We start from the raw sequence: 22,976 nt of genomic DNA, 5'->3' as shown, positions 1-22,976 counted from the left end.
TCGCGTGGATCCGGTCCACTTGAAGGGTCTCGCTCGGTTCCTTGCAGCACTCATGTTCAACCCGCACGCTTGCCGGGGTTGTGATAGAGGTCAGCGAACATGTCGGCCATGGCTTCTTCGCTGGGGTCTTCCTGCAACTGCACGCTCACTGCCCGGCTTACCAGCTGGTGCTTGCGCGGCAGCTGCAGGTCGTCAGGGATGCGTGGTCCATCGGTCAGGTAGGCAACCGGCAGTTGATGACTGATGGCCAGGCTCAGCACTTCGCCGAGGCTGCCCGTTTCGTCGAGTTTGGTCAGGATGCAACCGGCCAGCCCGCAGCGTTTGTAGCTGTGGTAGGCGGCGGTGAGCACCTGCTTCTGGCTGGTGGTGGCCAGTACCAGGTAGTTCTTGGCGGCGATGCCACGGCTGGCGAGGCTCTCCAGCTGCATGCGCAGGGCCGGGTCGCTGGCTTGCAGGCCAGCGGTATCGATCAGCACCACGCGCTTGCGCAGCAACGGCTCCAGGGCTTGGCCCAGGGACTCGCCCGGGTCGACGTAGGTCACCGGAACGTTGAGGATCCGCCCCAGGGTCTTGAGCTGCTCCTGGGCGCCGATGCGGAAGCTGTCCATGCTGACCAGGGCAATATTCTGCGCGCCGTACTTGAGCACGTAGCGCGCCGCCAGCTTGGCCAGGGTGGTGGTCTTGCCCATGCCGGCCGGGCCGACCATGGCGATCACCCCGCCCTCCTCGATCGGCTCCACCTCGGGTACGTGGATCATGCGCGCCAGGTGCGCCAGGAGCATACGCCAGGCTTGACGCGGCTCTTCGATGCCACCGGTCATGTCGAGCAGCTCACGGGCGATGGGCCCGGACAAGCCAATACGTTGCAGGCGGCGCCACAGGTTGGCCTGTTGCGGCTGGTTGCCTTGCAGCTGGCTCCAGGCCAGCGAGCCGAGCTGCACTTCGAGCAGCTCGCGCAGGCCAGAGAGTTCCGAGCGCATGGCGTCGAACAGACGCGGGTCGACCGGCGCGGGCGTCGGCGCCTTGACGGCTGCTGGCGGCAGTTCCACATGAGGTTCGATCAGCGGTTCCGAGGCGGTCAGCGAAAGGCCGGCAAACAGCTGGCGGTTACCTTCCTCAGTCTCTTTGCGGCTGCCGAGCTCCGCCTGGGCGGTGGCGATACGCGACTGCGTCTTGCGCAGCTCGTCCTCGAGTTCGGCATTGGGCACGCGCGGGGCCAGCGCGGACAGCTTGTAGTCCAGCGCGGCGGTCAGTTCGACGCCACCGGCGATACGCCGGTTGCCAATGATAGCGGCATCAGCGCCCAGCTCATCGCGGACCAGTTTCATGGCCTGACGCATGTCGGCGGCGAAAAAACGCTTAACTTGCATAACCCACTACCTCAGCCATTAGGGCCCACGGTGGCAACGATGGTGACTTGCTTGTTGTCCGGTATTTCCTGATACGCAAGGACATGCAGGTTCGGTACGGCAAGACGGCCGAAGCGCGACAGCATGGCGCGGATCGGGCCAGCCACCAGAAGGATGGCAGGTTGACCTTGCATCTCCTGGCGCTGCGCCGCTTCGATCAGTGAACGCTGCAGCTTCTCGGCCATGCTCGGCTCCAGGAGAACACCGTCTTCCTGGCCCTGCCCGGCCCGTTGCAAACTATTGAGCAAGATCTGTTCCAACCTTGGCTCCAAGGTGATCACAGGCAGCTCCGACTCAGTGCCGACAATGCTTTGCACGATGGCGCGACACAATCCGACGCGCACCGACGCCACCAGCGCGGCGGTATCTTGACTCTTGGCGGCGTTGTTCGCGATGGCCTCGGCAATGCTACGAATATCGCGCACCGGCACTTGCTCGGCAAGCAACGCCTGAAGGACCTTGAGCAAGCCCGACAAGGAAATGACACCCGGCACCAGCTCCTCGGCGAGCTTGGGCGACGCCTTGGCCAGCACTTGCAGCAGTTGCTGCACTTCCTCGTGGCCGATCAGCTCGTGGCAATGCTTCTGCAGGATCTGGTTGAGGTGGGTGGCAACCACGGTACTGGCGTCCACCACGGTGTAGCCCAGCGACTGCGCCTGGGCGCGCTGAGCGATGTCGATCCACACCGCTTCCAGGCCGAATGCCGGGTCGCGCGCGGCGATACCGTTGAGGCTGCCGAACACCTGCCCGGGGTTGATCGCAAGTTCGCGGTCCGGGTAGATCTCGGCCTCGGCCAGGATCACCCCCATCAGCGTCAGGCGGTAGGCACTGGGTTGCAGGTCGAGGTTGTCGCGAATGTGCACGGTGGGCATGAGAAAGCCCAGGTCCTGGGACAGCTTCTTGCGCACCCCCTTGATCCGCGCCAGCAACTGGCCGCCCTGGTTGCGGTCTACCAGGGGAATCAGCCGGTAGCCGACTTCCAGGCCAATGGTGTCGATCGGCGTCACGTCGTCCCAGCCCAGCTCCTTGGTTTCCATGGCGCGTTGCGGCGAGGGCAGCAAATCCTGCTGGCGCTGGGCTTCCTGCTGGGCCACGACCTTGGCCTTCTGTTGTTTCTTCCACACCAGGTACGCACCACCGCCAGCCAACACGCCCAGGCTGATGAAGGCCACGTGTGGCATGCCGGGTACCAAGCCCATGATGATCATCAGCGCGGCGGACACTGCCAGGGCCTTGGGCGAATCGAACATCTGCCGGTTGATCAGCTTGCCCATGTCCTCGGAGCCCGAGGCACGGGTGACCATGATGGCGGCCGCAGTGGACAGCAGCAGCGAAGGCAGCTGCGCCACCAAACCGTCACCGATGGTCAGCAGGGCGTAGATCTTGCCGGCTTCGCTGAAGGTCATGCCGTGCTGCAGCATACCGATGAGCATGCCGCCGATGAGGTTGATGAACAGGATCAGCAGGCCGGCGATGGCGTCACCGCGCACGAATTTGCTGGCACCGTCCATCGAACCGTAGAACTCGGCCTCCTGGGCCACCTCGGCGCGGCGCGCCTTGGCCTGGGCCTGATCGATCAGGCCGGCGTTGAGGTCGGCGTCGATGGCCATCTGCTTGCCCGGCATGGCGTCGAGGGTGAAGCGCGCGCTCACCTCGGAGATACGCCCGGCACCCTTGGTGACCACCACGAAGTTGATGATCATGAGGATGGCGAACACCACCGCACCGACCACGTAGTTACCGCCGATCACCACCTCGCCGAAGGCCTGGATCACCTTGCCCGCGGCATCATGGCCGTCCTGGCCGTGCAGCAGCACCACGCGGGTGGAGGCCACGTTCAGCGCCAGGCGCAGCAGGGTCGCGACCAGCAGGATGGTGGGGAAGGCGGCGAAGTCCAGCGGGCGCAGGGCATACACGCAGACCAGCAGGACCACGATCGACAGGGCGATGTTGAAGGTGAAGAACACGTCCAGCAGGAACGGCGGGATCGGCAACATCATCATTGCCAGCATGACCAGCAGCAACAGCGGCACGCCCAGGTTGCCTCGACCGAGGCCTGCCATGTTGTTGCGGGCATTGCTGATTAACTGGGAGCGATCCACCGCGATTCCTCTTCAAGCAAAACTTTGACGCCTGGACGGCGCTTGGGCGTGGCTTTGCAAGAAGCTTTCCAACTTTTGCAGGTAGTAGGATCACGGGCGGTGAATGGCTCAAGATCGCGGGTTGCATCGCAATGATGCCAGGAGCCGGAACATTAGCCTCGCTCCCTGATCTGATCGAGACTACCCTGGCGGCGAATCAATGACTTCAACCTCACGGCTGTTTGGAAAGGACACTATGGATCACCGAGTCATCATCGTAGGTGCGGGCATTACCGGAACGGCAATGGCCCGCGCGCTCAGCGCGAAAGGCATTGACGCAGTCGTGGTCGAGAAACGCACCGTGGCTGCGGACGACGGCCTGGCAATCAACCTGCCGGGCAACGCTATCGCGGCGCTTGATCGCCTGGGCCTCGCCGAGGATGTGACCCGGCTTGGCATGCCTGTACGCCGACGTGAGTACCGCACAGCCTCGGGGCGCCTGCTGTTCCAGGTTGACGAGGACGCGTTCTGGGGCGAGTCCATGCGACCGCATGCGATGCTGCGAGGGGACTTGCTGCGCATGCTCGGCAGCGGCCTCGAGGAAACCTCGATACTGCGCGGCAGCGGCATCGCCCGACTGGAACAAGACCAGCGGACAGTCACCGCAACCCTGGAAAACGGCCACACACTCAACGCCGAACTGCTGATCGGCGCGGACGGTGTTCACTCGCTGACGCGCGAGGCCATGGGGCTGGGCGAGCAACGCAAACCCTCGCTGATTGGCAGTGCGAGCTGGCGCTTCATGGTGCCCAACCCAGGCGTGGACTGCTGGACCGTGTTTGCCTCTGGCGGCACGGTGATCCTCTTGATGCCGGTGAACCAAGGCCAAGCCTACGGCTGGGCCATGACCGAGCAGCCCTCGAACGGGGACGCTCCGGCGGTCCTGGAAAACGCCTTCGCCAACTTCCCGAGCGTGGTTCGCCAAGCGATCGGCGCAGCGCTGGCAGAGCCTTCACGCCTCTACCATTCGCCGCTGCTCGACGTTCGTACAGGCGATTGGTCTCGCGGTCGTATCGTGCTGGCCGGCGACTCGGCCCATGCCATGGCGCCGGTCTGGGCACAGGGCGCGGCGCTCGGCCTGGAGGACGCCCTGGTGCTGGCGCAAGAGCTGTCCGACACCTCGGACTGGATCGAGGCCATTAACAAATACGAGGCGCGGCGCAAACCTCGCGCCGCCCATGTACAGGCCGCCACCGACGGCATGTCGCGCGCCGCCAAGCTGCCGCAATGGCTTCGTTCGCTGGTCTTGCCCATCGTAGGGCCGAAACGCTACGCCTCGACGTACGAGCCGCTGAAAAACAGGGCGTGATCAACAGGCGCGAGGTTCAACTATCGCGCTGCAGATCCGGCGGAATCGGCAGGTCCGACTTGAGCGGGTCAGGCGCCTTGCCCTTGCCGGCGCGGTACTGGCGGATCTGGAACACGTACGCCAGCACCTGCGCCACCGCCAGGTACAGCCCCGCCGGGATCTCGCTCTCAAGCTCGGTGGAGTAGTAGATCGCCCGCGCCAGTGCGGGCGACTCGAGGATCTGCACCTTGTGCTCCACGCCGATCTCGCGGATTTTCAGCGCCACAAAATCGGTGCCCTTGGCCAGCAGCAGCGGCGCCGCCCCGCCCTTCTCCGGGTCGTACTTGAGGGCGACGGCGTAGTGGGTCGGGTTGGTGATGATGACGTCGGCTTCCGGGACCGCAGCCATCATCCGTCGCTGTGACATCTCGCGCTGCACCTGGCGGATGCGCTGCTTGACCTCAGGCTTGCCCTCGGTGTTCTTGTACTCGTCGAGCACTTCCTGCTTGGTCATCTTCAGCTTGTTGTGCGCCTGCCACATCTGGAACGGCACATCCACGGCTGCGATCAACAACAGGCTCGCCGCCATCCACAAGGTGCTCCAGCCGACCACCTGGATGCTGTGAATGATCGCCATCTCCATCGGCTCGTTGGCGATCGCCAGCAACGCCTCGCGGTCGTGGGCCAGCACCACGACCGCCACGATCAGCACCAGGAAGAACTTGGCGACGGCCTTGAGCAGTTCGGTCAGCGAATGCAGCGAAAACATCCGCTTGATCCCCGCCAAGGGGTTCATGCGGCTGAACTTCGGTTGCAACAGCGAGCCCGAGAACAGGAAACCGCCCAGGGCGATCGGGGCGATCAGCGACAACACGAACAACAAAATCAATACGGGCTGGCTCGCCCAGATGGCCATTTTGCCCGAGGTCAGCAAGAGCGCGCCCATGGCGTCCTGATTGAGCACCATCTCACGCGTTAGCGAGAAGCTCATGCGCATCAGGTCCATCATCGTCTCGGCCATGAAACCACCGAAAATCAGCAGGCCAGCCGCTCCACCCAAGGTCACCGCGAAGGTGTTGAGCTCCTTGGAACGCGCCACCTCACCTTTTTCGCGCGCGTCGCGCTTGCGCTTGTCGGTGGGTTCCTCTGTCTTGTCCTGACCGCTCTCGCTCTCTGCCATGCTCGCTAGGCCCGTGCCAGTTCACGCAACCACTGCAGCGCTTCGCTGGCCAGCAGTTGGTAGTGCGAAAGAATGTCCGCCAGCCCGACCCAGAAGATGCCAAGCCCCAGCACTACGGTCAGCGGAAAGCCAATGGAGAAGATGTTCAACTGCGGCGCCGCGCGGGTCATCACGCCGAAGGCGATGTTGACCACCAGCAGCGCCGCGATCACCGGCAGGATCAACAGCAGGCCGGCGCCCAGCACCCACCCCAGGCGCCCGGCGATTTCCCAGAAATGCGTGACCACCAGGGCATTGCCGATCGGCAGCGTGGTGAAACTCTCGGTAAGCACTTCGAACACCACCAGGTGGCCATTCATCAGCAGGAACAGCACGCTCACCAGCATGGTCATGAACTGCCCCACCACCGCCACGTTGACGCCGTTGGCCGGGTCGATCATCGAGGCGATCGCCATACCCATCTGCACCGCAATGATCTGGCCGGCGACGACGAAGGCCTGGAACAGCATCTGCAACGAGAACCCGAACAACGCACCGACGATGATCTGCTCGGCACACAACAACAAGCCACGCAGGCTCAAGGGCTCGAATTCAGGGATCGGCGGCAGGCTCGGCACGATCACCACGGTGATGGCCACCGACACGTAGAGGCAAATGCGTGTCGGCAACATGCGCGTACCGAAGATCGGCATGGTCATCAGCACCGCCGTCACACGAAACAGCGGCAGCATGAACGTGGCGACCCAGGTGCCGATCTGCGCAGCGCTCAGCTCCAGCATGGCGGCCTCACCCGATCAACTGCGGAATGCTGGTGTACAGGCCGGTGAAGTACTCCATGAACTTCTGCACCAGCCAGGGCCCGGCGAAGATCAAGGTCACCAGCATCACCAACAGGCGCGGCAGGAAGCTCAGGGTCTGTTCGTTGATCTGCGTGGCGGCCTGGAAAATCGCCACCACCAGGCCCACCAACAGGCTCGGCACCACCAGCACTGCAACCATCAGCGCGGTCAGCCACAGGGCTTCGCGAAACAGGTCGACGGCAACTTCGGGGCTCATGGGCAACTCTCCTTGAGGGCGTCAGACGCCGCCGAAACTACTGGCGAGGGTACCCATGATCAGCGCCCAGCCGTCGACCAGCACGAACAGCATGATCTTGAACGGCAGCGAGATGATCAGCGGCGACAGCATCATCATACCCATGGCCATCAGCACACTGGCGACCACCATGTCGATGATCAGGAACGGGATGAAGATCATGAAGCCGATCTGGAAGGCCGTCTTCAGCTCGGAGGTGACGAACGCCGGCACCAGGATGGTCAGCGGCACCTGGTCGGGCCCTGCGATGTCGGTGCGCTTGGACAGGCGCATGAACAGGTCCAGGTCGCTTTGCCGGGTTTGCGCCAGCATGAAGTCCTTCAAAGGTCCCTGGGCCCTGTCGATGGCCTGCTGGGCAGTCATCTGCTCGTTCAGGTAGGGCTGCAGGGCATCGCGGTTCACCCGGTCGAACACCGGCGCCATGATGAACAGGGTGAGAAACAGCGCCATGCCGGTGAGCAACTGGTTCGAGGGTGTCTGCTGCAAGCCCAGGGCCTGGCGCAGGATGGAGAAGACAATGATGATGCGGGTGAAGCTGGTCATCAGGATGACGAACGCCGGGATGAAGCTCAGCGCCGTCATGATCAGCAGGATCTGCAAGCTGACCGAGTATTCCTGCTGGCCGTCCGCCCCGCTGGACAAGGTGATGGCCGGGATCGACAACGGGTCGGCGGCCAGGGCCAGCGGCGCCAGCATCAGCAGCGCCAGGGTCAACAATATGCGCGGCGCGCCGATCATCACGTCTTGTCCTTCTGGTCCTTGCCCATCAGCTCGAGCAGCCGCTGGGCGAATTCCGGCGCCGCCGGGCGCGCATTGGCGGGCATTGGCACAGGCTCCGCCAACACGTGCAAGGCTTCGATATTGCCTGGGCTGTGGCCAATCAGGATCTGCTCCTTGCCCACCTGCACCAGCAGCAACCGGTCACGCGGGCCGATGGCACGGCTGCCGACGATCTCGATCACCTGGCCGCCGCGCGGCGAAGCCACCTGCATGCGCCGCAGCAGCCAGGCCAGGCCGAAGATCAGGCCAACCACCAGCAGCAGGCCGAAGAGCATCTGTGCCAGTTGCCCACCCAACCCACCCGGCGTGCTGCTTGCCGTGGTCGCAACCTTTGCACCCGGCTCGGCGGCGGCCATCGCCACTTCGCTGGCCAGCAAGGCGCCCACGGCCGTCACGGCCCGCATCAAGCGCTTCATTCAGCGCAGCTTCTTGATACGTTCGCTGGGGCTGATCACGTCGGTCAGGCGGATGCCGAACTTCTCGTTGACCACTACCACTTCGCCATGGGCGATCAAGGTGCCGTTGACCAGTACGTCCAGCGGCTCACCCGCCAGGCGATCGAGCTCGATCACCGAGCCCTGGTTCAATTGCAGCAGGTTGCGGATGTTGATCTCGGTGCTGCCCACTTCCATGGAAATGCTCACCGGGATATCCAGGATCACGTCCAGGTTCGGGCCTTCGAGGGAGACGTTCTCGTTCGAGCGCGGCGAGCTGGCGAACTCCTCCATCGGCAGGCGCCCGGCGCCGGAGGCCTTGGCATCGGCGGCCAGCAGTGCGTCGATGTCGGATTGGCCGGCATCGCCGGTTTCTTCCAGGGCTGCGGCCCACTCGTCGGCCAGCGCCTGGTCTTCCGAAGAAGTGATCTCGTTTTCGTTAGCCATGATTTCCTCGACAAACATTCAATACGGGGTTGCGAACGACACGCCGTCAGCGGCGGTCGATCGGGTCGATGATCTGCAGCGACAGGGTGCCCTTGTGCGAGCCCAGCCGCGCCTTGAACGACGGCACGCCGTTGGCGCGCAGCACCAGGTGGTCCGGCAACTCCACCGGGATCACATCGCCGGGCTGCATGTGCAGGATGTCGCGCAGCTTGAGCTGGCGACGGGCGACGGTGGCCGAAACCGGTACGCTGACATCCAGCACGTCTTCGCGCAGGGCCTTGACCCAACGCTCGTCCTGGTCGTCCAGGTCGGACTGGAAACCGGCGTCGAGCATCTCGCGCACCGGCTCGATCATCGAGTACGGCATGGTCACGTGCAGGTCGCCGCCACCGCCGTCGAGCTCGATATGGAAAGTCGATACCACCACGGCCTCGCTGGGGCCGACGATGTTGGCCATGGCCGGGTTGACCTCGGAGTTTATGTACTCGAAGTTGACCGGCATGATCGCCTGCCAGGCTTCCTTGAGGTCGATGAAGCACTGGTCCAGCACCATGCGCACCACGCGCAGCTCGGTGGGGGTGAACTCCCGGCCTTCGATCTTGGCGTGGCGGCCATCGCCGCCGAAGAAGTTGTCCACCAGCTTGAACACCAGCTTGGCGTCGAGGATGAACAACGCCGTGCCGCGCAGCGGCTTGATCTTGACCAGGTTGAGGCTGGTGGGCACATACAGCGAGTGCACGTATTCGCCGAACTTCATCACCTGCACGCCGCCCACCGCCACGTCCGCAGAGCGGCGCAGCAGGTTGAACATGCTGATGCGGGTGTAGCGGGCGAAACGCTCGTTGATCATTTCCAGGGTCGGCATACGACCACGGACGATCCGATCCTGGCTGGTCAAATCGTAGCTTTTGACACCACCGGGTTCACCAGCGCTCTCGGTCTGCACCAGCCCATCGTCGACGCCATGCAACAGGGCATCGATCTCATCCTGGGACAGCAGGTCTTGCACGGCCATCTATGTGCTCCTACTGCAATACGAAATTGGTGAACAGCAGCTGGTCGATGACCGGCTTGCCGACTTCCTTCTGCGCCACTTCCTGGACCACCGCGGTGGCCTTCTGACGCAGCATTTCCTGACCCACGGCACTGCTGGACAAGGTGTCAAAGCCTTGGCCGGAGAACATCATCACCAGGTTGTTGCGGATCACCGGCATGTGCACCTTGAGGGCATCCAGGTCGACCTGATTACGCCCTTGCAAGGTGATGCTCACCTGCATGTAGCGCTGACGGCCATTCTGGTTGAAATTGACCACGAAGGCCGGTGCGAGTGGCTCGTAGATCGCGGCGGCCTTGACGTTGGTCTGGGCCGCCTCCGGCGCTGGGGCCGGCTCGCTCTTGTTCATGATGAACCAGGTGGCGCCCACCGACAGGCCCACGGCCAGCAGCAGGGCCAGTACCACCAGCAGGATCAGCTTGAGTTTGCCTTTAGTGGCGGGGTCTTTGACTGCTTCGCTCTTCGCCATGCCAATAATCCGTCGTCCGTCGGGGGTTTCAAGAAGGATGACGTGGCTTGAGCAAGTGTTATGCCAGATTTTGCAGGAGGCGCGCGACGGCGCTCGAACGTATCGCCCTCATCGCGGGACAAGCCCGCGATGAGGGCGACGCTGATGGCTCAGGCGTAATAGTCGATCGCACTGTCGCCGATGACCGTCTGGCGCTCCACCGGCCGCGAAGCATCGGCCAGCTCATCGGCCTCGCCACCCTCCTCGGCACGGCGCGCGGCTACACCGGAGAAGTTCGAGCCGCCCTGCTGGGCCTGCTGTTGCTGCTGCTCACGGGACTGGTCGGCGACGTTCACATCAGGCTGGGCCAACCCTTGCTGGGCGAACAGCTCACGCAGGCGATAGGCCTGGTTATCGAGAGCCTCACGTACGCCAGCGTGGCCACTGATGAAGATGATCTGGGTGGACTGGTCCGTCGCCACATTGACACGAATGTCCAGGCGCCCCAACTCAGCGGGCTCGAGCTGGATATCCGCCGACTTGAGGTTCTGGCTGGACAAGTACATCACCCGGTTCACCAAGCCCTCGCTCCAGGCACCCTGGTTCATCTGCAACGGCTGGTGCAGCGGGTTGCTCGGCGGTACGGCATTGGCGGTCTTCGGCGTGACCGCCTGGGTCAGGTTGGCCAGGCGGTTGGCGAAGTCATCGACACGGGTGTCGCTGGCCGCACCTTTGACATCCTTGAGGCCGTCACCCAGCAGCTCGGTGAAAGCCTTGTCGCCATGCTCGGACTGACCGGCATCGGCCTGGGGCTTGTCGGCCAGGTTCGCCAAGGTATTGACGGCAGCCTGTGCGTTGACGTCGGCGTCAGCCTGCGGTTGTGGAGTGGTTTCGCTGCGGGTGCTGGCGTGCGCGGAGGTGACGCCTTTGGCTTGGGCGTTCTGCTCCAGGGCCAGGCGCAAGGTCGGCAGGTTGGCCAGCGGGTCGGCTTCGGGGTCGAAGGTTTCGGCCGCGGCTTCTTCCGTCACCGGTGGTGGCGCGACGGGCAGCGACGGCTGTTGCGCTACCACAGGCGGCTGCACGGCCGCCTGCAGAACCGGCGCCACTGCCTCGGCCTGGGCCTGGAGCAACTGCCCGCCAGGCAGCGCATCGGTGACCTGGCCGGCGACCAGGCTGGCATCCAGCGAACTGCCCTGGTCAGCCTGCGCCGTATCGCTGACGTCGCTGGCTGGCAAATCATTGCCGCCATCGGCAACCGGCGTTGCCTTGTCGTCAGGCTTGTTGCCGCCCTGGGCAACCTCCGGCTTGCCATTGGGCTTGTCGTTGGGCTTGGCCTGCGGCGCCTTGTCGTCACGTGCAGGCACGGCATCGCGGGCCTGCTTGGCCATCACCTTGTCGAAGCTCGCGGCCTGGCTGGCTGGGGCTTGCAGGATTTTATCCGGCGCACTGACGGACGGGCGCGAGGCTACGCTCGCGGGCCCGCTTTGCAGTAATGGGTTGGGTGCGACAGGCATGAAAAAGGTCTCCGCGCCAGAAACAGAAGAAGCGTCTGGAGCTTAGAGAGGCAAAACTCGCGCCAGGTTTTGCACTAGCCCGCAGATACGCGTTGTCGCTCGCTGCGGTAGAAGCGTTGCACTTCGAGAAATTCCTGGTCGATGCGGTTGATCAGGTCCTCGATGCCATACAGCGGTTGCTGGCGCACCCGCTCTTCAAGCTGCTGGCACAGCCGCGCCAGGCCCACTGCGCCCATGTTGCTGCTGCTGCCCTTGAAGCTGTGCGCCGCCAGGCCCAGCTCGTCGGCGTCCTTGGCTTCGTGCAGCTGGTTCAGGCGCCGCTCGGAATCTTCCAGGAAGGTTTCCAGCAATTGCAGATAACCATCTTCCATGACCTCCTGCAGGTCGCTGAGGACTTTGTGATCGATATTCATGTCAGTCACTTGTTCGCTCCTTGATCAAGCCGAATTATGCCTGAGCCTTCACAGGGCTCACCAGGCAAACACCACACGCGCCAGGCGCCCGTCTTCCAGCCATTCGGCCTGCGGGCAAAGGCAGCGCACCAGGTTCAGGCCGCGCCCGCAAAAACCTTGCTCCTGCAGGGGGCGCGACAATACCTTGGCCACGTCGAAACCCGCACCACTGTCGCGGACCTCGATAATAAGACGCCCACCCCGCCCAAGCGGTTCCACCCTGACGTCGATATGCACCGTGCCATCACGCAAACGCGCCAAACGCTGCTTGCGCGCGTCGTAATAGGTGGCAAAACCCTGGGCATCGCGCTTGAGCTTCGAGTCCAGGCCCAGCACCCCGTGCTCCAGCGCGTTGGAATACAGCTCGCTGAGCACGCTGTACAACTGGCTGCCCAAGGGCCGCAGACCATGGATTTCCTGCAACAACTGGACCACGTAGGGCACCGGGTTGAAGCGTTTCAAGCTGTCGGCCCGCATTTCGAAGGATAGCGACCAATCCAGCGGGCTGGAGCGCCCACTGTCGGAATAGATCATCGGCAACAGCTTCTGGCGCTGCGGGGCGAGCATGCGAATGTCGCACAGGCTGATGTCATCGCGCGCAGCACCGCCGAAACGGGCCAATGCCTGCATCACTTCATCGAACAGCAGCGCCGGGTCGCGGTTGCTCGCCAGCACCGCTTGCAGGCGCTCGACACCAAACAGCTGCTCGTGCCCATCGCCGCTATCGACCACCCCATCGGACAACAACAGCAACCGCTCATCGACGCGCAGCGGCATCACCTCGGTGCTGTCGTCGAATTGCTCCGGCGCCAGGATACCCAGCGGTACATGCCGCGAGGGCAGCGTCGAAAGCACCTCGCCCGACGCCGACAACCGGTAGCCATCGGGCATGCCGCCATTCCACACTTCCACCGTGCCGCGCTGGAAATTCAGGCTGAGCAGCACGGCGCAACAGAACATGTCCACCGGCAGGATGCGCTTGAGCTTGGCGTTCATCTCGCGCAACGTTTCCACCAGGCCGTAGCCCTTGGCGGTCATGCCGTAGAACACTTCGGCCAATGGCATGGCGCCCACCGCCGCCGGCAGGCCATGGCCGGTGAAATCGCCGAGCAGCACATGCATGTCGCCGGTGGGGGTGTAGGCCGCTAACAGCAGGTCGCCGTTGAACAGCGCGTAGGGCGACTGCAGGTAGCGGATATTCGGCGAGCTCAGGCAGCCGGAATGCGCCACCTTGTCGAACACCGCCTTGGCCACGCGCTGCTCGGTGAGCAGGTGATGGTGGTGCCGGGCGATCTGGTCACGTTGCTCCAGCACCGTGGCCTGCAGGCGGCGCAGGCGGTCCATGGCGCGGATCTTGGCATTGAGGATCACCGCGCTGTAGGGCTTGGCCATGAAGTCGTCGCCACCGGCCTCCAGGCAACGCACCAGCGCCTGCTCTTCGTTCAGTGAAGTAAGGAAGATGATCGGCACCAGCGCCTCGCCGGCCAGTGCCTTGATCCTGCGGGCCGCTTCGAAACCGTCCATCACCGGCATCAGCGCATCGAGCAACACCAGCTGCGGGCGCTTTTCGGCGAACAGCGCGACCGCCTGCTCGCCGTTCTCCGCGGTGAACACCTCATGCCCCTGACGCCGGACGATCTGCGCCAACAACAGGCGGTCGGCCGCCCCGTCCTCGGCGACCAGTACGCTCAGCGCCTGGGATGTAGACATGGTTAGCTCAACTGATGTCGAACAGCTTTTCGAAATTGGAGATAGCGAGGATCTTGCGCACATCGGGGCTGGCATGCACCACGCGGATGTCCGACTCGTCGCCGCCGGCGTGATCGCGCAGCAGCAGGAGCATGCCCAGCGCCGAGCTGTCCAGGTAAGTGGCCTCCTTCAAGTCGACCACCACCACCGATGCAGGCTTCAGGTAATGGCGCTCGTAGGCATCCCTGAATTCCTGATGCTTGCCGAAATCGAAACGACCCTTGACCTTGATCGTCAGCTTTCTTTCATCCTGTGAAAAATCAGTTTCGACTGCCATGCGTGCGATTCCTTCGATGATGGCGAATACGTCTTCTCAAGGTGTAGCAGCCCGATGTGGGGCCTGCAAGGGAAGGCTGCGCTGCTACAGGTGCGCCTGGCGTGGCAGGCGCTGGCTCAGCTCATCGAGCAGCTTCTGCTCGCGCTTGTCCTCGGCACGCCGGGCCTCTTCCAGGTAGCGCTGCACCAGCTTGCGCAGGCCTTCCACACGAGCATAGGCCTGCTGCCAGGTGCCGCGGGCGTTGTTGAGGTTGTTCTGGTGCCAGGCCAAGCTCTGGCGCTGCTGGGTCATGGCCGTTTCCAACTGGCCAAGGAAGCGCTGGTAGCTGACCAGCCAGTTGCCATTGACGCCCTGCCCACCGCGGTCGATCCATTGGGCCTGGTAGCCCTCCCGAAAGTGCTCGAGTTCGGCAAGCTTGGCCTGGGCCTGGGCCACCTGCTGCTGGAAGTGGCCCAGGCGCTGGGCGGCCTTGCGCTCGGCGTCCTCGGCCATGTCCACCACCGGCGCCAGGCGCGCGGCTCGCGTAGGCTGAGCCATGGGCTATCAGCCGCCAGCCGTGGGCGATGCGAACACCGCCGCCAGTTCGTCGCGGCTCTGGGCCATGCCGACGTTCTCGTCCAGGCCCTGACGCAGGAAACCCACCAGTTTCGGCTGCAGGGCAATGGCCAGGTCGGTTTCCGGGTCGCCACCGGCCACATAGGCCCCCACGCTGATCAGGTCACGACTCTGCGACAGGCGCGACCACAGTTGCTTGAATTTCTGCGCCTGGCGCAGGTGGTCCGCATCGACCACCTGCGGCATCACCCGGCTGATCGAGGCCTCGATGTCGATCGCCGGGTAGTGCCCTTCTTCGGCCAGGCGCCGCGACAGCACGAAGTGACCATCGAGCACACCGCGCGCCGAGTCGGCGATCGGGTCCTGCTGGTCGTCACCTTCGGACAGCACGGTATAGAACGCGGTGATCGAGCCACCACCGGCCTCGCCATTACCGGCGCGCTCCACCAGCTTGGGCAGCTTGGCGAACACCGAAGGCGGGTAGCCGCGGGTAGCCGGCGGCTCGCCGATGGCCAGGGCGATTTCACGCTGGGCCTGGGCGAAACGGGTCAGCGAGTCCATCAGCAACAGCACGTTCTTGCCCTTGTCGCGGAAATACTCGGCGATACGCGTGCAATACATGGCAGCACGCAGGCGCATCAGCGGCGCATCGTCGGCAGGTGATGCGACCACCACGGAGCGCTTGAGGCCCTCCTCGCCCAGGATGTGCTCGATGAATTCCTTCACTTCCCTGCCCCGTTCACCGATCAGCCCGACCACGATGATCTCGGCTTCGGTGAAGCGGGTCATCATGCCCAACAGCACCGACTTACCGACACCGGTACCGGCGAACAGGCCAAGGCGCTGGCCACGACCGACCGTGAGCAGGCCGTTGATGCTGCGGATGCCGACGTCCAATGGCTGGCTGATCGGGTCGCGGTTGAGCGGGTTGATGATCGGCCCATCCATCGGCACCCAGTCTTCGGCGCGCATGCCGCCCTTGCCGTCCAATGCACGACCAGCACCGTCGAGCACCCGCCCGAGCATGCTCATGCCCATGGGCAGACGGCCGCTGTCATCCAGCGGCACGACCCGCGCGCCGGGTGCGATACCGGCGATACTGCCGACCGGCATGAGGAATACCTTTGAGCCGGAGAAGCCCATCACCTCGGCCTCCACCTGGACCGGGTGGTAGCTGTCGTCGTTGATCACCATGCAGCGGCTACCCACCGCACCGCGCAACCCCTCGGCCTCCAGGGTCAGGCCGACCATGCGCAGCAGACGCCCCTCCACCACCGGCTGCTCAGGCAGCGTTATCGCCTCGGCGTAGGTGCCCAGGCGCTTGCCGAAACTGGTGCGGTCAAGGCGCATCGGGTTCGCCCAATTCGATGGAAAGGTCTGGCGTAGCCGGGTGCAGGGCCTGGTCGTGGAGCTGGTCGAACAGCTGCGACACGGCTTTTTCCATGCGCGTTTCCATGGTGGCGTCGATGCGGCTATGGGCCGTCTCGATACGGCAACCGCCAGGCAGCAGGGCCTCGTCCTCGAGCAGCTTCCAACTCTCCTCATGGCGTTCGCGCAGGGCTTTTGCCTGCTCGAAGTCCTGCGGGTTGAGGTGGATGCGGATGTTGTCGGCCCCCATCGGCAGCAGCTTCAGCGCCTCGCGCAGCACGTGGGTGATCTGGCTGGAGTCGGTGCGCAATTCGCGGCAGATCACCTGGCGGGTGAGGTGCGCAACCAGGTGCACCAAGGTCTGCTCGATCTGCTTGTCCTGCTCGGCGATCGGATCGAGCAGGTGCGTCATCAGTTGCTTGAGGTCGGCAAGCCTGGCCGCCAAGGCCACCTCGGCCTCCTGGCGAACCTTGATCTGGGTACTGTGGAAACCCTCGCGCTCGCCGGTGGCGAAACCTTCGTTGTAGGCCTCCTGGCGAATGGCTTCGAGCTCTTCGAGGGTCAACGGCTGGACTTCCTCCAGCGGTATCTCCTCGACTTCCTCCTCGATCACCTCGGGCTCGGGTTCAGGCTCGGGCTCAGGGTCGAAACTGGGCAGCGTCCAGACGTCGACACCCTCGAGGTCGCGGGCGCGGATCAGGTCACTGAGGTGTTCTTTGGTGGACATGCTGTCAGATTCTCAAACCAGGTTCGACCGACGCGGTCCCTGTAGGAGCGGGCTTGCCCGCGAACGCGTCAGCAGGAACAACGCTTCGCCTGACCTGGCGCCTTCGCAGGCAAGCCCGCTCCCACACGGGGTAGCGCCAGTCGACAGGCATACACGAAGCCGCTTAGATCATTTCCTCGGCGCCCTTGCCGCCGAGCACGATCTCGCCGGCCTCGGCCATGCGACGGGCAATGGTGAGGATTTCCTTCTGCGCCGTCTCCACGTCGCTGACCCGCACCGGGCCCTTGGCTTCGAGGTCGTCGCGCAGCAGTTCCGAGGCACGCTTGGACATGTTCTTGAAGATCTTGTCCTTGACCCGCTCGTCGGCACCCTTGAGCGACACCACCAGCACGTCGGAAGACACTTCGCGCAGCAGCGCCTGGATACCGCGGTCGTCGACATCGGCCAGGTTGTTGAAGACGAACATCAGGTCTTCGATCTGCTCGGACAGGTCGGAATCGATCTCGCGGATCGAGTCCATCAGCTGGCCTTCCACGGAGCTGTCGAGGAAGTTCATGATGTCGGCAGCGCGCTTGATACCACCCAGGGTGGTGCGCGCAGCGTTGGAGTTGCCCGAGAACTGCTTCTCGAGAATCTGGTTCAGTTCCTTGAGCGCCGCTGGCTGCACGGTATTGAGCGACGACACGCGCAGGACGATGTCCAGGCGCACCTTGTGGTCGAAATTGCTCAGCACTTCACCGGCCTGGTCGGGGTCGAGGTAGGCGACCACGATGGCCTGGATCTGCGGGTGCTCGTAGCGGATCACGTCGGCGACGGCGCGCGGCTCCATCCACTTGAGGCTGTCCAGGCCGCTGGTGTTGCCACCCAGCAGGATGCGGTCGATCAGGCCGTTGGCCTTGTCCTCGCCCAGGGCCTGGTTGAGCATCTTGCGGATATAACCGTCCGAGCCCACGCCCAGGCTGGTCTGGTCGCCGACGATCTCGACGAACTCGCTCATCACCTGCTCGACCTGCTCGCGGTGCACGTTGCCCATCTGCGCCATGGCCACCCCCACCCGCTGCACTTCCTTCGGGCCCATGTGGCGCAGCACCTGGGCCGCATCGGTCTCGCCCAGGGACAGCAACAGGATCGCCGCCTTGTCGACGCGGCTCAGCTTGGCGGTAACGGCTCGGTTGTCACTCATCGGCGTTGATCCACTCTTTCACGACCTGGGCGACGCGGCCCGGGTCTTCGGCCACCAGGCCCTTGATTGCGTTCAGTTGCGCTTCGTAGCCCTCGGTAGGGCTTGGCAGCAGGATACTGCTCGGGCCGCCAAGGCTGACCCGATCGTTACCCAGCTCGCCGTCCAGGCCGATCATGCCGCCCAGTTCCATGTCGCTGTCGTTGGCCGCACTCTTGTTGCCGCCAGTGATGTTGTTGAGCACAGGGCGCAGCACGCCGAATACCAGCACCAGGATGAACAGCACACCCAGCACTTGCTTGACGATGTCCCAGAACCATGGCTGCGAGTAGAACGGAATGTCTACCAGCGCCTCACCACGGTCTGCGGAGAACGGCACGTTGATCACCGTCACGCTGTCGCCACGGCTGGCATCGAAGCCCACCGCGTCTTGTACCAAGCGGGTGAAGCGTGCCAGGTCCTCGGCGCTCCAGGGGGTGTTGGTGGCTTCGCCGGTTGCAGCGTCGAGCTTGACCTGGTCGTCCACTACCACGGCCACCGACAGGCGGGTCAGGCGACCTTGCTGCTGGCGGGTGTGGCTGATCGAGCGGTCCAGCTCGAAGTTCTTGGTGCTTTGCGTGCGCTTGTCGGACGGATAAGGCGCGAGCATCGGCTGGCCGGTGGCCGGGTCCATGATCTGCTGGCCGTTGGCATCCACCAGCGGCTGGCCGGGCTGGATGGCACCCGCAGGCGTAGCAGTGCCGGTGGCGTTTTCCGGCGCGTTGGCGCCGGCTGGCGGCTGGTTGCTCAGTGCACCCGGTACGCCCTGCGGGCCTTGGCTGCTGGCACGCTGCTCGTTGACCGCCTGCTCGCTGCGCAGGGCCGGCTGGTCGGGGTTGAACTGCTCGGAGGTGGACTCGGTGGCGCTGAAATCGACGTCGGCGGACACTTCGGCCTTGTAGCGGTCGTTGCCCAGCACCGGCAGCAGGATGTTGTGCACACGCTGGGTGAGCATGCCTTCCATGCGGCGGCTGTAGTCGAACTGCTTGCCGGCCATGGTCAGCGCGGTGTCTTGCAGTTGGTCGGAGAGCAGGTTGCCTTTCTGGTCGACCACAGTGACCTGGGACTTGTCCAGTTCCGGCACGCTGGTGGCGACCAGGTTGACGATCGCCATCACCTGGCCGGCTTCCAGGGCACGGCCCGGGAACAGCTCGACCAGTACCGAGGCGCTGGGCTTGCGTTCGTCACGCACGAACACCGAGCTTTTCGGGATCGCCAGGTGCACACGTGCGGCCTTGACGTTGTTCAGGCTGGAAACGGTACGCGCCAGTTCGCCTTCCAGGCCACGACGGTAGCGGGTGGCTTCCATGAACTGGCTGGTGCCCAGACCCTGCTCTTTATCGAGGATCTCGAAGCCGATGTTGCCATCGCTGGGCGCCACACCCGCCGCGGCGAGCTTCAGGCGCGCACGGGAAAGATCGTCGGCCTTGACCAGCAGCGCGCCGGAATTGGGCTCGACGGTATAGGGAATGTCGGCGGCGGCCAGGGTTTCCATGACCTGCTTGGTGTCCATCCCGGCCAGGCTGCCGTACAGCGGACGGTAGTCCGGCTGCTGCGACCAGAGCACGACGGCAAAGCCGATCGCCACGCTGGCGGCCAACCCGACCAACAGGCCGACCTGACGCAACATGGGCATCTGCGAGATGTTTTCCAGGAACGCCATGCCGAACAGCGGCGGCTTTGCCGCTGGCGGGCCGCTCTTGGCGGGGGCGTTATCGACGACTGCTTCGGCCATGACTCAATTCGTCCTCAAACCGGCATCTGCATGATGTCTTGGTACGCTTGCACCAGCTTGTTGCGCACCTGGGTCAGGGCCTGGAACGAGACACTGGCCTTTTGCGAGGCGATCATCACGTCAGTGAGGTCGACGCCGCTCTTGCCGATCTCGAAGGCATTGGCCAGCTGGTTGGAGGCCTGCTGGGTGTCACTGACCTTGTTGATGGCCTGGCCGAGCATGTCGGCAAAGCTGCTCTGCCCCGGTGCCAGTTCAGGCGCCGCAGTGACCTTGGGCAGCGACATGGCATCGGCCTGCATGGCGCGCATGTCCAACATCAGACGATTGAATTCAACACCTTGGCTCATGAATCTCTCTCTCCGGCGGCCGCATTTTTTTGACACTCATGCGGCGGATACGCTGAAGCTAGCAACAAGAATGCCAGCCGCGCCGCGATAGCTTAAAACCCTTGTCAGCCGTACAGGCTGGCCTCTACGTCGAGCCCTGCATCGCGCATCTGCGCCAGCTTGTAGCGCAGCGTTCGCGGGCTGATCCCGAGGCGCTCGGCGGCTTCCTTGCGACGACCGCGCTCGGCGCGCAAGGTGTCGATGATCATCTGGAATTCATGGCGACGCATATCGTCGCCCAGGCCACTGGACTCGGCGCTGGTTTCGAGAGATGATATCTCAATGACATCATCCACACTATTCGACAATGGAATGGCGCCGGCCAGACAGAAATCCGCCGCCTCGATCACCCCGCCCTGCTGCAGGATCAACGCCCGCTGCAAGGCGTTGTCCAGCTCACGCACGTTGCCAGGCCAGGCGTAGCCCTGCAGGCAGTCGCGCGCCTGCGCCGACAAGCGCACCGGTGCGTGTTTCATCTTGCTCACATGGCGATTCAGCAGGCGCTCGGCCAGCGGCAGAATATCGGCACTACGCTCGCGCAATGGCCGCCAGGCGAGTGGGAAAACCGACAACCGATAGAACAGGTCTTCACGGAAGCGTCCAGCGGCGACTTCGCCAGCCAGGTCGCGGTTGGTGGTGGCCACCACGCGAATATCCAGGGCGATCGGCTTGCGCCCCCCCACCCGCTCCACTTCACGCTCCTGCAACACGCGCAGCAGCTTGGCCTGCAACCCCAACGGCATTTCCGAAATTTCGTCGAGCAGCAAGGTGCCACCTTCGGCCTGCTCGAATTTGCCTGCCTGAGCGGCAATGGCACCGGTGAAGGCGCCCTTCTCGTGGCCGAACAGCGTGGCCTCGAGCATGTTGTCCGGGATCGCCGCGCAGTTGATTGCCACGAAGGGATTCGCCGCGCGCGCCGACTGTTGGTGGATATAGCGCGCCAGCACTTCCTTGCCGGTGCCCGACTCACCCGAGATCAACACCGTGGAGTCGCTACGCGCCACCCTTGCCGCCAACTCCAGCAACTGCCGACTGGCAGGCTCCGCAGCCACAGGCCCCTGCTCGTCGGATGCCACATGCCCCGCGCCGTGGCGCTCGACCAGGCTGAGCAGGGCCTTGGGCTCGAACGGCTTGACCAGGTAATCTGCCGCACCTTGGCGCATGGCCTCCACCGCGCGCTCTACTGCCGCATGGGCGGTCATCAGCAGCACCGGCAACTGCGGGTGATGGCGGCGCAGTTGGGCCAGCAACTGGTGGCCGTCCATGCCAGGCATGTTCACATCACTGACCACCAAGCCATAGGCATCTTGCGCCACTGCCTGCAACGCCTCTTCGGCACTGCCCACGGCGCGGTGCTCGAAGCCGCCGATTTCCAAGGTGTCGGACAGCGCCTGACGCAGAACTCGGTCATCCTCGACCAGCAATACCTTGACCATCATGCCTCCTGCGAAGATTGCGCAACGATCAGCGGCAATACCACCCGTACGCAGGTGCCACGCCCCACTTTCGAACGCAGCGCCAGCTCGCCCTGGTGCGCGCGCACAACCGCCTTGACCACGGCCAGGCCAAGCCCGGTACCTGTCGATTTGGTGGTGAGGAAAGGCTCGCCCAGGCGTGCCAGCAATTGCCCATCGATCCCGCTGCCTGCATCACTGACACACAGGTGCAGGTTTTGCTCGCGACGGTACAGGTGCACCTTCAGCCGCGCAGGTTCAGGGCTGGCTTGCAGGGCGTTGTCGATCAAATTGAGCAAGGCACCGACCAGGGTATCGCGGTTGCACAGCAGCTCACCCAGGTGGGTGTCGCACTGCCAGCGCACCGAATGCCCCTGCACATGGGATTGCGCCGCCTGCTGAAGCGCCTGGAACAACGCCTTGGGCGTCACGCGGTCGCCCAGCGGCAGCTCGCCGCGGGCGAACACCAGCATGTCGCGCACCTGGTGCTCGAGCTCGTGCAGGCGCTCCTTGAGCTGGGTGGCAAAGCGTTGACGGGTCTGGGCCGGCAGTTGCTGCTCGTCATCGGCCAGGTGGCCTGCATAGAGCATGGCGGCAGACAAGGGAGTGCGGATCTGGTGAGCCAGGGACGCCACCATGCGCCCCAGCGCCGACAGGCGCTCATGGCGCGCCAGCTGGCCTTGCAAGCGGCGGGTTTCGGTGAGGTCGTTGAGCAATACCAGTTGGCCAGGCTCGGCATCCAGCGAGCGCGTGGCAATGGACAATCGACGGCCATCGCGCAGCGAGACCTCGTGGCCGTCATCCTCGCGCGGCGCGAAGCTGCGGGCGATAACCTGGCGCCACAGCTCCCCCACCAAGGGTTCGCCCAGCAAATCGCACGCTGCCGGGTTGGCCTCGCGCACCAGCCCCTGGCCATCGATGACGATCACACCGCCCGGCAGCAGGTCGAGCAGGTTCTGCAAACGATTGGCCAGACGTTCCTTTTCACCCAGCTCGGCCATGCGCTGGGCGCTGACCACCGCCAGCTCGCCCTTGAGCTCGCTGACCCGCGCCTCGAGCATGCTGTAGGACTCGCTGAGCTGGCCGGAGACCTGGTTGAACAGGGCAAAGGCTTGTTCAAGACCCTGACGGCTTTCCTGCTCGGCCGGGGTGCGCGCCTGCGGGTCTTGGGCTCGGGAAATCTGGGCGAACTGTGGCATCGTGCTTTCTCGCGTGGCCACCGTCATAAAAACGGTATGTTGCCAGCGGTGTAGCAAAGGCCGTG

23 protein-coding genes are annotated in these 22,976 nt (G+C 64.1%); 1 reads left to right on the top strand and 22 read right to left on the bottom strand.

The window, feature by feature from the left end; translation table 11 throughout:
• Positions 1 to 56: 56 nt before the first annotated feature.
• Together flhF and flhA are read right to left on the bottom strand one after the other, a co-directional pair.
• Entirely contained in the window at positions 57 to 1,370 is a 1,314-nt protein-coding gene (gene flhF / locus ACQKPE_RS09975; protein ID WP_427665374.1) for a flagellar biosynthesis protein FlhF, read from the bottom strand.
• An 11-nt stretch (positions 1,371 to 1,381) separates the two neighbouring features.
• Positions 1,382 to 3,511, bottom strand: coding sequence for a flagellar biosynthesis protein FlhA (flhA, locus tag ACQKPE_RS09970; protein ID WP_427665372.1), 2,130 nt, complete (start codon positions 3,509 to 3,511; stop codon positions 1,382 to 1,384).
• 235 nt (positions 3,512 to 3,746) lie between these two features.
• Between flhA and ACQKPE_RS09965 the strand changes: the two genes are divergently transcribed.
• The gene (locus tag ACQKPE_RS09965; RefSeq protein WP_427665371.1) at positions 3,747 to 4,859 is read left to right on the top strand and encodes an FAD-dependent monooxygenase; all 1,113 of its coding nucleotides are present in this window, start codon (positions 3,747 to 3,749) and stop codon (positions 4,857 to 4,859) included.
• A gap of 16 nt (positions 4,860 to 4,875) precedes the next feature.
• Here ACQKPE_RS09965 and flhB read toward each other — a convergent pair whose 3' ends face one another.
• The 20 genes from flhB to ACQKPE_RS09865 all read right to left on the bottom strand — a co-directional run bounded on the left by flhB (position 4,876) and on the right by ACQKPE_RS09865 (position 22,911).
• A complete protein-coding gene (gene flhB, locus ACQKPE_RS09960; RefSeq protein WP_427665369.1) occupies positions 4,876 to 6,018 on the bottom strand; it encodes a flagellar biosynthesis protein FlhB in 1,143 nt (380 codons plus the stop codon).
• Between the two features lie 5 nt (positions 6,019 to 6,023).
• Positions 6,024 to 6,797: a flagellar biosynthetic protein FliR gene (fliR, locus tag ACQKPE_RS09955; RefSeq protein ID WP_427665367.1), complete on the bottom strand. Its 774-nt coding sequence runs from the start codon at positions 6,795 to 6,797 to the stop codon at positions 6,024 to 6,026.
• A 7-nt stretch (positions 6,798 to 6,804) separates the two neighbouring features.
• A complete protein-coding gene (fliQ, locus tag ACQKPE_RS09950; protein WP_427665366.1) occupies positions 6,805 to 7,074 on the bottom strand; it encodes a flagellar biosynthesis protein FliQ in 270 nt (89 codons plus the stop codon).
• A gap of 21 nt (positions 7,075 to 7,095) precedes the next feature.
• A complete protein-coding gene (gene fliP, locus ACQKPE_RS09945) occupies positions 7,096 to 7,851 on the bottom strand; it encodes a flagellar type III secretion system pore protein FliP (protein WP_427665364.1) in 756 nt (251 codons plus the stop codon).
• Positions 7,851 to 8,309: a flagellar biosynthetic protein FliO gene (gene fliO / locus ACQKPE_RS09940; RefSeq protein WP_427665362.1), complete on the bottom strand. Its 459-nt coding sequence runs from the start codon at positions 8,307 to 8,309 to the stop codon at positions 7,851 to 7,853. The genes fliP and fliO overlap by 1 nt, the downstream gene beginning before the upstream one ends.
• Positions 8,310 to 8,774, bottom strand: a complete 465-nt coding sequence (fliN, locus tag ACQKPE_RS09935; protein ID WP_427665360.1) for a flagellar motor switch protein FliN — start codon at positions 8,772 to 8,774, stop codon at positions 8,310 to 8,312.
• Between the two features lie 46 nt (positions 8,775 to 8,820).
• Entirely contained in the window at positions 8,821 to 9,789 is a 969-nt protein-coding gene (gene fliM / locus ACQKPE_RS09930; RefSeq protein WP_427665359.1) for a flagellar motor switch protein FliM, read from the bottom strand.
• 10 nt (positions 9,790 to 9,799) lie between these two features.
• Positions 9,800 to 10,297 (bottom strand): flagellar basal body-associated protein FliL, encoded by a 498-nt coding sequence (fliL, locus tag ACQKPE_RS09925; RefSeq protein ID WP_427665357.1) that lies wholly within the window; start codon positions 10,295 to 10,297, stop codon positions 9,800 to 9,802.
• 149 nt (positions 10,298 to 10,446) lie between these two features.
• Positions 10,447 to 11,790, bottom strand: coding sequence for a flagellar hook-length control protein FliK (locus ACQKPE_RS09920; RefSeq protein ID WP_427665355.1), 1,344 nt, complete (start codon positions 11,788 to 11,790; stop codon positions 10,447 to 10,449).
• Between the two features lie 74 nt (positions 11,791 to 11,864).
• Positions 11,865 to 12,212 (bottom strand): Hpt domain-containing protein, encoded by a 348-nt coding sequence (locus tag ACQKPE_RS09915; protein WP_427665354.1) that lies wholly within the window; start codon positions 12,210 to 12,212, stop codon positions 11,865 to 11,867.
• Positions 12,213 to 12,260: 48 nt separating this feature from the next.
• The gene (locus tag ACQKPE_RS09910) at positions 12,261 to 13,952 is read right to left on the bottom strand and encodes an ATP-binding SpoIIE family protein phosphatase (RefSeq protein WP_427665352.1); all 1,692 of its coding nucleotides are present in this window, start codon (positions 13,950 to 13,952) and stop codon (positions 12,261 to 12,263) included.
• 7 nt (positions 13,953 to 13,959) lie between these two features.
• Entirely contained in the window at positions 13,960 to 14,268 is a 309-nt protein-coding gene (locus tag ACQKPE_RS09905) for an STAS domain-containing protein (protein ID WP_427665351.1), read from the bottom strand.
• A gap of 84 nt (positions 14,269 to 14,352) precedes the next feature.
• Positions 14,353 to 14,805 carry a flagellar export protein FliJ gene (gene fliJ, locus ACQKPE_RS09900; RefSeq protein WP_427665349.1) on the bottom strand — a complete coding sequence of 151 codons (453 nt, stop codon included), beginning with the start codon at positions 14,803 to 14,805 and terminating at the stop codon, positions 14,353 to 14,355.
• A gap of 6 nt (positions 14,806 to 14,811) precedes the next feature.
• Positions 14,812 to 16,173 carry a flagellar protein export ATPase FliI gene (gene fliI, locus ACQKPE_RS09895; protein ID WP_427665347.1) on the bottom strand — a complete coding sequence of 454 codons (1,362 nt, stop codon included), beginning with the start codon at positions 16,171 to 16,173 and terminating at the stop codon, positions 14,812 to 14,814.
• Positions 16,163 to 16,918 carry a flagellar assembly protein FliH gene (gene fliH / locus ACQKPE_RS09890; RefSeq protein WP_427665345.1) on the bottom strand — a complete coding sequence of 252 codons (756 nt, stop codon included), beginning with the start codon at positions 16,916 to 16,918 and terminating at the stop codon, positions 16,163 to 16,165. Before fliH ends, fliI begins: the two co-directional genes overlap by 11 nt.
• 163 nt (positions 16,919 to 17,081) lie before the next feature.
• Positions 17,082 to 18,101 (bottom strand): flagellar motor switch protein FliG, encoded by a 1,020-nt coding sequence (gene fliG, locus ACQKPE_RS09885; protein ID WP_427665344.1) that lies wholly within the window; start codon positions 18,099 to 18,101, stop codon positions 17,082 to 17,084.
• Positions 18,094 to 19,872, bottom strand: a complete 1,779-nt coding sequence (fliF, locus tag ACQKPE_RS09880; RefSeq protein WP_427665342.1) for a flagellar basal-body MS-ring/collar protein FliF — start codon at positions 19,870 to 19,872, stop codon at positions 18,094 to 18,096. Before fliF ends, fliG begins: the two co-directional genes overlap by 8 nt.
• Before the next feature lie 14 nt (positions 19,873 to 19,886).
• Positions 19,887 to 20,219 carry a flagellar hook-basal body complex protein FliE gene (gene fliE, locus ACQKPE_RS09875; RefSeq protein ID WP_427665340.1) on the bottom strand — a complete coding sequence of 111 codons (333 nt, stop codon included), beginning with the start codon at positions 20,217 to 20,219 and terminating at the stop codon, positions 19,887 to 19,889.
• 104 nt (positions 20,220 to 20,323) lie between these two features.
• Entirely contained in the window at positions 20,324 to 21,697 is a 1,374-nt protein-coding gene (locus ACQKPE_RS09870) for a sigma-54-dependent transcriptional regulator (protein WP_427665338.1), read from the bottom strand.
• Positions 21,694 to 22,911: a sensor histidine kinase gene (locus ACQKPE_RS09865; RefSeq protein ID WP_427665336.1), complete on the bottom strand. Its 1,218-nt coding sequence runs from the start codon at positions 22,909 to 22,911 to the stop codon at positions 21,694 to 21,696. Before ACQKPE_RS09865 ends, ACQKPE_RS09870 begins: the two co-directional genes overlap by 4 nt.
• Positions 22,912 to 22,976 lie beyond the last annotated feature (65 nt).

It is taken from the genome of Pseudomonas sp. NPDC089554, assembly GCF_050280645.1.
Lineage (GTDB): Bacteria > Pseudomonadota > Gammaproteobacteria > Pseudomonadales > Pseudomonadaceae > Aquipseudomonas.
Note: the sequence above shows the minus strand (reverse complement) of the source record. Positions and strands in the feature narration are given on the sequence as shown.